Annotated in this window: 11 protein-coding genes; all 11 read left to right on the top strand. The window is 73.3% G+C overall.

The features are described from left to right. Positions 1-1372: 1372 nt before the first annotated feature. On the top strand, positions 1373-2149 hold the full coding sequence (locus tag ACFRCR_RS10235; RefSeq protein WP_377677263.1) for a hypothetical protein: 777 nt from the start codon (positions 1373-1375) through the stop codon (positions 2147-2149). Continuing rightward, entirely contained in the window at positions 2146-3162 is a 1017-nt protein-coding gene (locus ACFRCR_RS10240) for an HAD-IIA family hydrolase (RefSeq protein WP_377677265.1), read from the top strand. The genes ACFRCR_RS10235 and ACFRCR_RS10240 overlap by 4 nt, the downstream gene beginning before the upstream one ends. Positions 3163-3273: 111 nt before the next feature. Beyond that, complete coding sequence (locus tag ACFRCR_RS10245) at positions 3274-3504, top strand: hypothetical protein (RefSeq protein WP_377677267.1); 231 nt, start codon at positions 3274-3276, stop codon at positions 3502-3504. Between the two features lie 2 nt (positions 3505-3506). Then, positions 3507-4520 (top strand): TlyA family RNA methyltransferase, encoded by a 1014-nt coding sequence (locus ACFRCR_RS10250; RefSeq protein ID WP_377677269.1) that lies wholly within the window; start codon positions 3507-3509, stop codon positions 4518-4520. After that, complete coding sequence (locus ACFRCR_RS10255; protein ID WP_377677271.1) at positions 4517-5512, top strand: NAD kinase; 996 nt, start codon at positions 4517-4519, stop codon at positions 5510-5512. The genes ACFRCR_RS10250 and ACFRCR_RS10255 overlap by 4 nt, the downstream gene beginning before the upstream one ends. A 2-nt stretch (positions 5513-5514) precedes the next feature. Beyond that, complete coding sequence (gene recN / locus ACFRCR_RS10260; protein ID WP_377677273.1) at positions 5515-7263, top strand: DNA repair protein RecN; 1749 nt, start codon at positions 5515-5517, stop codon at positions 7261-7263. Positions 7264-7268: 5 nt separating this feature from the next. Continuing rightward, positions 7269-8453: a putative cytokinetic ring protein SteA gene (steA, locus tag ACFRCR_RS10265; RefSeq protein ID WP_138824669.1), complete on the top strand. Its 1185-nt coding sequence runs from the start codon at positions 7269-7271 to the stop codon at positions 8451-8453. Positions 8454-8538: 85 nt separating this feature from the next. Continuing rightward, positions 8539-9597, top strand: coding sequence for a copper transporter (locus ACFRCR_RS10270; protein WP_377677275.1), 1059 nt, complete (start codon positions 8539-8541; stop codon positions 9595-9597). 5 nt (positions 9598-9602) lie between these two features. Then, positions 9603-10547 (top strand): hypothetical protein, encoded by a 945-nt coding sequence (locus ACFRCR_RS10275; RefSeq protein ID WP_377677277.1) that lies wholly within the window; start codon positions 9603-9605, stop codon positions 10545-10547. Further along, entirely contained in the window at positions 10544-12232 is a 1689-nt protein-coding gene (gene murJ, locus ACFRCR_RS10280) for a murein biosynthesis integral membrane protein MurJ (protein ID WP_377677278.1), read from the top strand. Before ACFRCR_RS10275 ends, murJ begins: the two co-directional genes overlap by 4 nt. A gap of 139 nt (positions 12233-12371) precedes the next feature. After that, on the top strand, positions 12372-14029 hold a 1658-nt coding region (locus ACFRCR_RS10285; protein WP_377677280.1), incomplete at its 3' end, for a CTP synthase.

Here is a 14029-nt window from a genome sequence, read left to right on the forward strand (position 1 = left end):
CGGAAGCTAAGCCTCACAGCGCCGATGGTACTGCCCTGGAGACGGGGTGGGAGAGTAGGTCGCCGCCGGACAACCATTCACCAAAGGCCCACCCCGAACGGGGTGGGCCTTTGGCGTGCCTGTGACCTACCGGGCAAGCCCCTGCGACCCTGCTCGTGGGATGATGAACGTCAGTGCATATCGAAGGGACACCGCTGTGAACGACAGCCCAGAACGTCACGCCGACGACCGCGACCGTAGGTCTTCCGGGGCAGGGCGGTCCGGCAACACCGGTCGTTCCTCCAGCTCCCAGGGCCGCAACCAGGGAGCTCCTCGTCGTGATGGAGCCGCGGGTAAGCCCCCGCGCGCCGGCGGCGGCGAGCGCAAGAGCTACGGTGACCGTCCTCAGTCCGGTGGCGGGTCCTACGGTGGCGGTGAGCGCCGCTCGTACGGCGACCGCCCGCAGTCTTCGGGCTCGGGTGAGCGCCGCTCCTACGGCGACCGTCCCCAGTCCGGTGGCGGGTCCTACGGTGGCGGTGAGCGCCGCTCGTACGGCGACCGTCCCCAGTCCGGTGGCGGGTCCTACGGTGGCGGTGAGCGCCGCTCGTACGGCGACCGTCCGCAGTCCGGTGGTGGTGAGCGTCGCTCCTACGGTGACCGCCCGCAGTCCGGTGGCGGGTCCTACGGTGGCGGTGAGCGCCGTTCCTACGGTGACCGCCCGCAGGCCTCCGGCTCTGGTGAGCGCCGCTCGTACGGTGACCGTCCTCAGTCTTCGGGCTCCGGCGAGCGTCGCTCGTACGGTGACCGTCCCCAGTCTGGTGGTGGGTCCTACGGTGGCGGTGAGCGTCGCTCGTTCGGTGACCGTCCTCAGTCCGGTGGCGGGTCCTACGGTGGCGGTGAGCGCCGCTCGTACGGTGACCGCCCGCAGTCCGGTGGCGCCGGGCGCAAGTTCTACGGCGACCGCCCGCAGTCTTCGGGCTCCGGCGAGCGTCGCTCGTACGGTGCCCGCCCGCAGTCCGGTGGCGGGTCCTACGGTGGCGGTGAGCGCCGCTCATACGGTGACCGCCCGCAGTCCGGTGGCGGGTCCTACGGTGGCGGTGAGCGCCGCTCGTACGGCGACCGTCCCCAGTCCGGTGGTGGTGAGCGTCGCTCGTACGGTGACCGCCCGCAGTCCGGTGGCGGGTCCTACGGTGGCGGCGAGCGTCGTTCCTACGGTGACCGTCCTCAGTCCTCCGGCTCTGGCGAGCGCCGCTCGTACGCTGACCGCCCGCAGTCCGGTGGCGGCGAGCGCAAGAGCTACGGCGACCGCCCGCAGCGTTCGGCAGACCAGGGCGAGCGCCAGTCGCGCCCGCCGCAGGACCAGCGTCACGCCGGCCCTGAGATCGACGAGGCGGTGCAGTTCTCCGACCTCGATCGTGACGTGCGTGGTCGTCTGCGGACGCTGAGCAAGGAGAACGCGACGGTCGTGGGTCGTCACCTCGTCATGGCCGGCAAGCTGATCGACACCGACCCTGAGCTGGCCTATGAGCACGCCCAGGCTGCGGTGCGTCGTGCCGGCCGCGTCGACGTCGTCCGTGAGGCCGCAGGTCTGACGGCCTACCAGACCGGCCGATACGCCGAGGCGCTGCGTGAGCTGCGCACCGTGCGCCGTCTCAACGGTTCCTCGGAGCACCTGCCGATCATGGCGGACTGCGAGCGTGGCCTGGAGCGTCCCGAGCGCGCGATCGCCCTGGCCGCCTCGGAGGAGGCGAGCACCCTCGACGCCACGGGTCGTACCGAGCTCGCACTCGTCGTGAGTGGTGCACGCGTCGACCTCGGCGAGTTCGAGGCCGCCCTCGCGGTGCTCGACCAGATCCCCGCAGCTGACGCCACGGGTGACCTGGCGCTCCGTGTGCTGCAGGCCAAGGCCAGCGTCCTGGAGGCCGCGGGCCGCACCGAGGAAGCGGCCGCGATCCTCGCGGACGTCGACCCCCGTGCGCTGGCCGCTGCCCTCGGCACGTCCCTCGACGAGGACGTCGTCGTCTACGACCTGACCGAGGACGCCGTCGAGATCGACGACGAGGCGGACGGCGACGACGAGACCGACGACACGAGCACGTCGGCGGCCGAGCCCAAGGGCGAGACGGATGCTGCGGCGTCGGGCGCGGAGAACGACGAGGAGACCAAGTGAGCCTGGGGCTGATCTCGAGCGACATCCCGCTCGCGCAACGCTACGACCTGGCCCTCGTCGACCTCGACGGTGTCGCCTACCGCGGCCACGAGCCCATCCCGAACGCCGCGACCGGCCTCGGGGGAGCCCGTGCCGCCGGCATGCGCCTCGTCTTCGTGACGAACAACGCGTCGCGCGAGCCGCAGTCGGTGGCTTCGCAGCTCACCGAGCTCGACATCCCGACGTCGCCCGAGGAGGTCATGACCGCCGCTCAGGCGGCCGCAGCCCTCTTGCGGACGCGCCTGGAGCCAGGCGCCCGCGTGCTCGTCGTCGGCGGTGCGGGCCTCTTCACGGCCGTGCACGACGCGGGCTTCGTGATCGTCGAGAGCGCCGACGAGGAGCCGGTCGCGGTCGCGCAGGGCTTCGCGCCCGAGCTCGGCTGGGCCCAGCTCGCCGAGGCCGCCTACGCGGTCCAGCGCGGTGCCTGGCACGTCGCGAGCAACCTCGACCTGTCGCTGCCCACGGCCCGGGGTTTCGCGCCGGGCAACGGCTCGCTCGTGCGGGCCGTCCAGGCCGCGACAGGGGTCGAGCCGTCGAGCGCCGGCAAGCCCTCGCCGACGATGTACCGGCTCGCGATCGAGCGGGCGGGGGCGTCCTCGCCGCTCGTCGTCGGTGACCGCCTGGACACCGACCTCGCGGGCGCCCGCTCGGGCGGCTACCCGGGGCTGCACGTCCTGACGGGCGTGAACGGGGGCCGCGACGCTGTCCTCGCCGAGCCCGGGCTGCGCCCTCACTACATCGGCGCGGACCTCCTGAGCCTGCTCGAGCCCCACGCGGCACCCACCCAAGGTGGCGAGGGCTGGTGGACGTGCGGCGAGGCCGCGGCACGGGTCACGGACGGTGCGCTCGAGCTGACCGGCCCCGAGGGGGTCGACCTCATCCGCGCCGCGTGCGGCGCGGCGTGGGCGACGGTCGACGCGGGCGGTGCGGTGGATGCGGACACCGTCCCCGAGCTGGCTGTCGGTAACCCCTGAGATCGTGTCCTGACCGGTAGCGTTGCACCGGTGCGGTGACGTGCGGCCGTGAGCCGCGTTTCGCCCACCGGTGCAGCGCACCGCACCCTGGAACGGACTGGAGGTCCACGCATGGCGCAGGACACCGTCGACGACGGCGCCCCCACCCAGACCCCCGTCCCCACCCCCGGGGACGTGCGGACCGGCGCGACGCCGTCGGGCAGCGAGCCTGCCGACGCCGCGGTCGCCCAGGCGCTCGGCCGGCTCGACGAGCTCGCCGACGCCCCCCTGACCCACCACGTCGCGGTGTTCGACGCGATCCACGAGGCCCTCCAGGAGCGCCTCGCGGACGCGGAGGACTGAGCGTGGGCGCACGCGTCGACGCCGAGCTCGTCCGCCGCGGCCTCGCCCGGTCGCGGCGCCAGGCCGCCGAACTCGTGGCCACCGGGCGCGTCACGGTCGACGGCCGGAGCGTCGCCAAGCCGTCGTTGCCGGTGACGGACGGGCAGAGCGTCGTCGTCGAGCAGGACCCCACCGACCCCGGTTACGCCTCACGGGCCGCCTTCAAGCTCGCGGGAGCGCTCGACGCGATCACCGCCACGGTGCCGGACCGTGCCCCCCGGGTCGCGGACGCCTCGTGCCTCGACCTGGGCGCCTCGACGGGCGGGTTCACCGACGTCCTGCTGCGCCGTGGAGCGCGACGGGTGGTGGCTGTCGACGTCGGGCACGACCAGCTCGTGCCCGCCCTGCGCGAGGACCCGCGCGTCGTGGTGCGTGAAGGCTTCAACGTCCGCGACCTCGCTCCCGGCGACCTCGACGAGGCACCCGCGCTGGTCGTGGCCGACCTCTCCTTCATCTCGTTGCGCCTGGTCCTGCCTCCTGTCGCAGCGGTCGTCGCTCCCGGCACGGACCTGCTGCTCATGGTCAAGCCGCAGTTCGAGGTGGGGCGCGAGCGGCTCGGCACCGGGGGAGTGGTCCGTGACCCGGCGCTGCACGCGCGCGCCGTGCTCGACGTGGCCCTCGACGCGGCGGCCCTCGGCCTGCGCCCGCTCGGCGTGATCCCCAGCCCGCTGCCCGGCCCGAGCGGCAACCGCGAGTTCTTCGTGTGGCTGAGCGCGTCCGACGCACCCGTTCCCGTCGACCGCGAGGCCCTCGTGCAGGCGGTCGAGCGCGCCGTGTCCTCACCCGTGTCGACCGTGCCGGTCGTGGCCGCGGTGGGCGAGACGACAAGCACCCCGGGCGTCGCCCATGTCACGTCGCCCGTACCCCCTCAGGGCGGCGCAGACCTGACAGACTCGCAGACGGTGCCCGACGACGGTGCGCCGCCCCAGGACCACGGCACCGCCGCGGACCGACGACCGACCGGAGGAGCCCAGTGACCAGGAGAGTGCTGATCGTCACGCACGGTGGACGCCCCGAGGCGGTCGTCGCGCTGCACGAGGCGGTCAAGGAGCTCCAGGACGCGGGCTTCGAGGTCGGGCTGCACGACGACGACCTCGCCGAGACGTTCGGTGACCACATGGCCCAGCTGCGCACGCGCGAGGGCGTCGCGGAGTCCGAGGTCGTCATGGTCCTGGGCGGCGACGGCACGATCCTGCGTGCCGCCGAGCTCACGCACGGTACGGGTGTCCCGCTGCTCGGCGTGAACCTCGGTCACGTCGGCTTCCTCGCCGAGGCCGAGCGCGAGGGACTGCCCGCGGCCGTCCAGCGCCTCGCCGCGCGTGACTACGTGGTCGAGGAGCGCGGGGTGCTCGAGGTCCGCGTCACGCTGCCCGGCGAGGACGAGACCCGGGTGGGCTGGGCCCTCAACGAGGCGACGGTCGAGAAGGCCTCGCGCGAGCGCATGATCGAGGTCGCGATCGGGGTCGACGGGCGGCCGTTGTCGTCGTTCGGCTGCGACGGCGTGGTCATGTCGACCGCGACCGGATCCACCGCGCACGCCTTCTCGGCCGGGGGACCGGTCGTGTGGCCCGACGTCGACGCGATGCTGCTCGTGCCGCTCGCGGCGCACGCCCTGTTCGCGCGGCCGCTCGTCGTCGGCCCGACGTCGACGTTCGCGCTCGAGCTCCTCCAGCGCTCCGGCCCGGCTGTGCTCACGTGCGACGGGCGCCGACGCATCGACCTGCCCGCGGGGGCACGCGTCGAGGTCTCGCGCGGCGACTCACCGATCCGCCTCGCGCGGCTCTCCACGGCCCCCTTCACGGACCGGCTCGTGTCCAAGTTCTCGCTGCCCGTCGTGGGCTGGCGCGGCCGCGTCGCCGAGGACGCCGCGGACGCGGTCCGTGTTGCGCGCAAGGCCGCGTCCGACGCCGTGGACGCCGCACGGCTGGGCGGCCCACGCCCCACCGCTCCCGACCCGAAGGAGGACTGACCGTGCTCGAAGAGATCTCGATCGAGAACCTCGGCGTCATCCGTTCCGCCCGTGTCCCGCTCCACCCCGGCCTGACCGTCATCACGGGGGAGACCGGTGCCGGCAAGACCATGGTCCTGACCGGCCTGGGCCTGCTCATGGGCGGCAAGGCCGACCCGTCGTCGGTGCGCCCCGGCGCGACCGGTGCCGTGGTCGAGGGGCGCCTGCGCGTGAGCGGGCGCGACGCCGTCGGGCAGCGCATCGACGAGGCGGGCGGGAGCGTCGACGACGACGGGACGGTCGTCGTCCTGCGCACCGTCGCGGCCGAGGGGCGCTCGCGCGCGCACCTGGGCGGGCGCAGCGTGCCCCAGGGCGTGCTCGCGGAGATCGCCGACGACCTCGTGACGGTGCACGGCCAGGCCGACCAGCTGCGCCTGCGCACCCCGAGCCACCAGCGCGTCGCGCTCGACGCGTTCGCGGGTCGCGCGCACGCCGAGCTCCTCGACGAGTACCGGGCGGCCTGGGCCGAGCGCACGGGCCTGCTCGAGGAGATCGCCGACCTCACGGCGCGCGCCCAGGAGCGGGCGCGCGAGGCAGAGCTCCTGCGCATCGGGCTCACCGAGATCGAGCGCGTCGACCCGCAGCCCGGCGAGGACACCGAGCTGACCTCGCTCGTCGCACGCCTCGGGAACGCCGAGGAGCTGCGCCTGGGCGCGCAGGCCGCGCACGACGCGATCGTGGGCGACGACGCCCTCGACGGGGGTGACGTCCCCGGGGACGCGACGTCGGCCGTCGAGCGCGCCCGGCGGGCGCTCGAGACCGCGAGCCACCTCGACCCGGGCCTGGCCGGTCTCGTCGAACGCATCGCGGGCGTCGGCTACGTGCTCGCCGACATCGCGACCGAGGTCTCGGGCTACGTCGAGGACCTCCAGGCCGACCCGGGCGGGCTCGAGCAGGCGCACACGCGCCTGGCCGCCCTGGGCGGTCTCACCCGCACCTACGGCGAGACGATCGACGACGTCCTGGCCTGGGCCTCCGACGCCGGGCTGCGCCTGCTCGACCTCGACGACGGCGGCGAGCGGCTGCGCTCGATGACCGAACGGGCCGACGAGCTCACCGCGACGCTCTCCGGGCTCGGCGCCCGCATCACCGCCGCTCGCACCGCGACGGGGGAGCGCCTCGCGCGCGCCGTGACGGACGAGCTCGCGGGGCTCGCCATGACCGGGTCGAGCCTCGTGGTCGACGTGACCCCCGCCGACGAGCCCGGCCCGTGGGGCGCGGACGTCGTGACGCTCTCGCTCGTGCCCCACCCCGGCTCTCCGCCGCGGCCGCTCGGCAAGGGCGCCTCGGGCGGTGAGCTCTCGCGCGTGATGCTCGCGATCGAGGTCGCGCTGGCCACGTCGGGCGCGGACGCGGGCACGGACGACGCCGCACCGCTGCCCACGTTCGTCTTCGACGAGGTCGACGCGGGAGTCGGCGGACGAGCGGCCGTCGAGGTGGGCAGACGCCTCGCGTCCCTGGCCCGCACGGCCCAGGTGATCGTCGTGACGCACCTCGCGCAGGTCGCCGCGTTCGCCGACTCCCAGCTCGTGGTCACCAAGTCGCCCGGTGGCGCCGACGGTGTCGACCCGGTCACGGTCACGGGCGTGCACGAGGTCACGGGCGAGGACCGTGTCCGCGAGCTGGCGCGCATGCTCTCCGGGCAGGAGGAGTCGGACGCCGCCCGCCAGCACGCGCTCGAACTGCTCGAGTCCTCGGTCGTGGGACGATAGCGGCGATGAGAATCACTCTGCGCAGAACTACGTCCGACGTGGCGGAGCCGGGAACCAGCGGCCCCGCCCGCGTCGATGCCCGCACCAAGGCACTCACCAAGCGGCTCAAGCCCGGTGACGTCGCGGTCATCGACCACCTCGACATCGACCGCGTCGCGGCCGACGCCCTCGTCACCGCCAAGCCGCTCGCGGTGCTCAACGCCGCGAAGTCGATCTCGGGCCGCTACCCGAACCTCGGCCCGGAGATCCTGGTCGACGCCGGGATCATCCTGATCGACGACCTCGGCAGCGGCATCATGAGCATCTCCGACGGCCGCGAGCTGCGGCTCGAGGACGGCAAGGTGTACGCGGGCGAGGACCTGCTCGCCGAGGGTGTGCGGCAGACCTCCGAGACGATCGCCGTGAGCCTCGACGAGGCCCGCGCGGGCCTGTCCGAGGAGATCGAGCGCTTCGCCGAGAACACCATGGACTACATGCGGCGCGAGCGAGAGCTCCTGCTCGACGGTGTCGGCGTCCCGGACATCCGGACCGACATCGAGGGCCGCCAGGTCCTGATCGTCGTGCGCGGCTACCACTACCGCGAAGACCTCGCGACGCTGCGCCCCTACATCAAGGAGTACCGTCCCCTGCTCATCGGGGTCGACGGCGGCGCCGACGCGATCCTCGACGCGGGCTGGAAGCCCGACATGATCGTGGGCGACATGGACTCCGTCTCGGACCGCGCGCTCTCGTGCGGCGCCGAGATCGTGGTGCACGCCTACCGTGACGGCAAGGCACCGGGGCTCGAGCGGGTCCAGGCGCTCGGGGTCGAGCCGGTGGTCTTCCCCGCGACCGGCACGAGCGAGGACATCGCGATGCTCATGGCCGACGACAAGGGCGCTGAGCTCATCGTCGCCGTCGGCACGCACGCGACGCTCGTCGAGTTCCTCGACAAGGGCCGCTCGGGCATGGCGAGCACGTTCCTCACGCGCCTGCGCGTGGGCGGCAAGCTCGTCGACGCCAAGGGCGTCTCGCGCCTCTACCAGCACCGGATCTCGAACCTGCAGCTCACGCTGCTCTCGCTCGCCGGACTCTTCGCCGTGATCATGGCGATGTGGTCCACGGCCGCGGGACAGACGGTCTTCGGCATCATCGGCGCCCGCTTCGACGACTTCGTCTCGTGGATCGGCGCACTGTTCGGGGGCGCATGAGCTCCCGCACGACCGACCTCCCCACCTCCTTGACGCGCACCGACCGCACGTCGCCCCGTACGGACACGAAGGACGCAACAGCACAGTGATCGACTTCAGGTACCACATCGTCTCGTTGATCTCGGTCTTCCTGGCGCTGGCGGTCGGGATCATCCTGGGCGCCGGTCCGCTGCAGGGCGCGATCGGTGACCAGCTCACGGGACAGGTCGAGCAGCTGCGGCTCGAGCGCAACGAGCTGCGCGACCAGCTCGACGCGACGAACCTCCAGGCCGCCGACGACAAGGAGTTCATCGTCGCCGCGGGTCCCCAGCTCGTCGACGGCTCCCTCCAGGACCGTCGGGTCGCGGTCGTCGACCTCGGCGAGGTCGACGGCGACCGCTACGAGGCGGTGCAGGAGCAGCTCGAGAACGCCGGCGCGAGCGTCGTCGGGCACGTGCGGCTGGGCGCGGACTGGACCGCCGAGGACCAGGAGGACGCCCGCAAGACCGTCGCGACCGAGGTGACCAACCTCGTGCCCGGTGTCGACGAGGCGGGGACCGACGAGAAGCTGGCCGCAGCGCTCGCCACGTCGCTCACCGCGAAGCAGCTCGCGGCCCCCGAGGCCCGCACCTCGGAGGCCGTCCTGGTCGAGCAGAAGCTGACCGACGCGAAGCTCATCGAGGTCGTGCAGCCGCAGGAGGTGCCCGCGGACGTCGTCCTCCTGCTCGAGCCCCAGGCATCGACGGCACCGACCAAGGACTCGACCCAGGAGGCGACGGTCGACGAGGCCAAGGCGTACGCCGTCTCGATCGAGGTCCTGCTCGCCCAGGCCGCGCAGGCACGGTCCGAGGGGGCGCTCGTCGCGGGGTCGACGCCGGTCACCGGCGACGTCATCTCGACGATCACGGCCGACGGCGACCTCGCCGCGGTGCTCTCGACCGTCAGCGGTATCGAGGAGGCGCCCGGTCAGATCTCCGTACCGCTCGCCCTCGCCGCGCGACTCGGCGACAAGGTCGGCCAGTACGGCTTCGAGGACGGGGCGACCGCGGTCATCCCGCCCGCCGTGCAGCTTCCCCCGGTCGATCGCACGCCTCCGGGCGCCCCCGAGTCGACCTCGGGCACCGACGCGACCGCGGGCACCACCGACACCCAGACGGAGGGCTGAGGCTCATGGGCACGTTCTGGCGCGCGGTGGGGTCCGCGATCACGTCGGCCGCGACCACCGCGACCGCGCGCGCGTTCCTCGACTCGACCCCGCCCGGCGGCCCGGAGCGCTGGACCCGGACCAACCACCGTGGGGAGCCCATCAGCCTGCTCGAGGGGCCCGCGGTCGCCATGGGTCTCGTGGCCGGGGCTCTCGTCGCGGGGCCGGACGCCCGTACCCGGACCGCGGCCGCGCTGGCGACGGCAGGCGGGGGGGCCTTCGGGCTGGTCGACGACCTCGCCGAGGACACGTCCACGCGCACCAAGGGCATCAAGGGACACGTCGGCGCGCTGCTCGAGGGCCGCGTCACCACGGGGGGCCTCAAGGTCCTCGGTATCGGGACGACGTCGCTCACCGCGGCCTTCGTCGGCACGCGTCGGACCGGCTCGGCCCTCGGGTACCTGACGGACGTCGCGGTCAACGGCTCGATCGTCGCGCTCAGCGCCAACCTCTTCAACCTCCTGGACCTGCGTCCGGGGCGCGCGCTCAAGGCAGGTGCGGCCCTGACCGTCCCGCTCGCGGCGACGCCCGTCGGGGCGACGTCGGGCGCCGTGCTCGGTGCCGCGGCCGCAGCCGCTCCAGGCGACCTGGGCGAACGCGACATGCTCGGCGACGGAGGCGCGAACGCGCTCGGCGCTCTGGTCGGCACGCAGGTCGCGTTCGGTGCGCCGCGGGCCGTCCGACTGCTTGCGCTCGTCGGCATCCTGGGCCTCAACGTGGCGAGCGAGAAGGTCAGCTTCTCGAAGATCATCGACGGCAACGACGTGCTGCGCCGCGTGGACCAGTGGGGCCGCCGTCCGGCGCCCGCCACCGCGGCGCAAGCCACCCCCGCGGCTGCGAGCACCGCAGCGCCTGCGCGCACCGCGACGACCGCCGACCCGTCGCCGTCCGGTCAGGACGCACCGGCTTGAACGAGGACGTGACGCCGGGCCCGGAGACCGCGCCCGCGCCACGACCCGCGCGTGGCTCCCGGCTGCGCGCGGGCACGCAGACGCTCGCCGGCGCGGCACTCATGATCACGGTCGTCACGATCGCGAGCCGCCTCGTGGGCTTCGCCCGCTCGCTCGTCATGGCGTCGGCGGTCGGCACCGAGGGCATCGGGACGGCGTACACGTCGGCCAACATCCTGCCGAACGTCCTGTTCGAGGTCGCGGCCGGTGGTGCGCTGGCCGGCGCGGTCGTCCCGCTGCTCGCCGGCCCCATCGCGCGGGGCGCCCGCGTCGACGTCTCGAGGATCGCCTCGGCGCTGCTCGGATGGACCCTCCTGGTCCTGGTCCCGCTGGGCGCTCTCCTCGCCGCGCTGGCGTACCCCATCGCGTACGTGCTGATGGACACGCACCCCGATCTGGTCGACGTCACGGCGCTCTTCGTGCGCGTGTTTGCCCTGCAGATCCCGATGTACGGGTTCGCCGTGATCCTCGGCGGGATCCTCCAGGCGCACAAGCGCTTCTTCTGGCAGGCCTTCGCGCCGCTCGTGTCGAGCCTCGTGGTCATCGGGGTGTACCTGGTGTTCGCGGGCATGGCGGGCGGGGACCAGAACGACGTGGCGGCGCTGTCGTCGAGCGCGATCGCGTGGTTGGGCTGGGGGACGACGCTCGGGGTCGCAGCGCTGGCCCTGCCGCTCGTCCTGCCCGTCGCGCGCACCGGCACCCGGCTGCGCCCGACCCTGCGCTTTCCCGGCGGCGAGGGCGTCCGTGCCCGGAACCTGGCGTTCGCCGGGGTCGGGGCGCTCGTCGCGCAGCAGGTCTCGGTGCTCGCGGCGATGTACGCAGCGAACACCTCCGGACCCGAGGCGACGTTCCCGACGTACTTCTACGCGCAGCAGGTCTACCTGCTGCCGTACGCGGTGCTCGCGTTCCCGCTCGCCACGAGCGCGTTCCCTCGCCTGGCCGAGCACGTGGCCCAGGGGAGCCGCGAGCTCTTCGACAGGCTGCTGGCATCGACGACGCGCACCCTGCTCCTGGTGTCGGGGGTGGGTGTGGCGGCGCTCGTGGCGGCCTCGGCCGCGGTCGAGTCGGTCTTCGACGTCGTGACCCGATCATCGGTCGAGGGCCTGGGCACGGCCACGGCTGCCATGGCGCCGGGCATCGTGGGCTTCGCTCTCATCCTGCACCTGTCGCGCGCGCTCTACGTCCTGGACAGGCAGCGCGCGGCCGTGGTCGCGACGGCGACGGGGTGGGGCGTCGTCGCCGTGCTGGCGGTCGTAGGCCCGGCGGTCCTCGGCGAGGGCGACCAGGTGCGGGTGCTGGGTCTCCTCGGCCTCGCGACCGCGGTGGGCATGACGGTCGCGGGCCTCCTGCTCCTGCTCGCGGTGCGTCGTCACGCGGGCCCGGCGGCGGTGGCCGGCGTGCCGCGCACGGTCGCCGTCGTGACCCTGGGCGTGGTGCTCGGCGGCGCCGCGGGGCGTGTCCTCAGCGAGCTCGTGCTGCCCGACGACGCGCACGTCGCGGTGGCGCTCGCGGTGGGTGTGGGGGTCGCCGTCCTGGCGTCCCTCGTCGTGGTCGGCCTGGCGTTCGTCGCGGACCGGTCGTCCGTCGTCGGGCTGGTGCGGCGTGGGCGTGGCGCGGCACCCGCCGACGCGAGCCCGGACGCCTGAGGGCCTGGGCGGTACCCGCCCGCCGGGCGCAGACTGGAGGGCGAACAGCCCGACTGAGAGTCATCCCACGGTCGCGGCCCCCCGGATCCGGAGCGGCCCCGGCGAGTCACTGTTAGGATGGAGTTCCGTGGCAGATCACCTGAACAGACCCCACGCCCTCAACGGCGGCCGCTCGGACCACAGCACCCGGCACATCTTCGTGACCGGCGGCGTGGCCTCCTCTCTCGGTAAGGGGCTGACGGCTTCGAGCCTGGGTCGCTTGCTCCGATCCCGTGGCCTGAGCGTCACGATGCAGAAGCTCGACCCCTACCTCAACGTCGACCCCGGCACCATGAACCCGTTCCAGCACGGCGAGGTCTTCGTGACCGAGGACGGCGCCGAGACGGACCTCGACATCGGGCACTACGAGCGATTCCTCGACGTGGAGCTCCCGGCCTCGTCCAACGTGACGACGGGCCAGGTCTACTCGCAGGTCATCGCCAAGGAGCGCCGCGGCGAGTACCTCGGCGACACGGTGCAGGTCATCCCGCACATCACCGACGAGATCAAGTCGCGCATGCGTGCCCAGGCGGGCGAGGGTGTCGACGTGATCATCACGGAGATCGGCGGCACGGTCGGCGACATCGAGTCCCAGCCCTTCCTCGAGGCGGCGCGTCAGGTCCGGCACGAGCTCGGCCGCGACGACGTCTTCTTCCTGCACGTCTCCCTCGTGCCGTACATCGGCCCGTCGGGCGAGCTCAAGACCAAGCCGACCCAGCACTCGGTCGCCGCCCTGCGCTCGATCGGTATCCAGCCCGACGCGATCGTCCTGCGTGCGGACCGCGTGGTCCCCGAGCCCGTGAAGCGCAAGATCGCGCTCATGTGCGACGTGGACAACGAGGCCGTGGTCAACGCGATCGACGCGCCGAGCATCTACGACATCCCGCGCGTGCTGCACTCGGAGGGCCTCGACGCGTACGTCGTGCGCCGTCTGGGCCTGGCGTTTCGCGACGTGGACTGGGACGGGTGGTCGCAGCTCCTCGAGCGCGTGCACCAGCCCGAGCACCAGGTCGAGGTCGCGCTCGTCGGCAAGTACATCGACCTGCCGGACGCGTACCTGTCCGTCACCGAGGCGCTGCGCGCCGGCGGTTTCGCCAACGACGCCAAGGTCACGATCCGCTGGGTCCCCTCGGACGACTGCCAGACGCCCGAGGGCGCCGAGGACGCGCTCGGCGGGGCCGACGCGATCCTGGTCCCGGGCGGCTTCGGCGTGCGCGGTATCGAGGGCAAGCTCGGTGCGCTGCGCTGGGCCCGCGAGAACAAGGTCCCGACGCTCGGCATCTGCCTGGGGCTGCAGTCGATGGTCATCGAGTACGCGCGCAACGTGCTGGGTATCGAGGACGCGTCGTCGAGCGAGTTCGACCCGGAGAGCAAGAACCCCGTGGTCGCCACGATGGAGGAGCAGCTCGCGATCGTCGACGGCGCGGGCGACCTGGGTGGCACCATGCGCCTGGGCTCGTACGAGGCCGCGCTGCGCCCGGGCTCCGTGGTCGCCAAGACCTACGGCTCCGAGTCGGTCACGGAGCGTCACCGCCACCGTTACGAGGTCAACAACGCGTACCGTGCTCGTCTCGAGGAGGCCGGCCTGGTCATCTCGGGCACGTCGCCCGACTCGTCGCTCGTCGAGTTCGTCGAGCTCCCGGCCGACGTGCACCCGTACTACGTGAGCACGCAGGCGCACCCCGAGTTCAAGAGCCGCCCGACGCGTGCCCACCCGCTGTTCGCGGGCCTGGTCGCGGCGGCGCTCGAGGCTCGGAC

It is taken from the genome of Oerskovia sp. NPDC056781, from assembly GCF_042789955.1.
Taxonomy (GTDB): domain Bacteria; phylum Actinomycetota; class Actinomycetes; order Actinomycetales; family Cellulomonadaceae; genus Oerskovia; species Oerskovia rustica.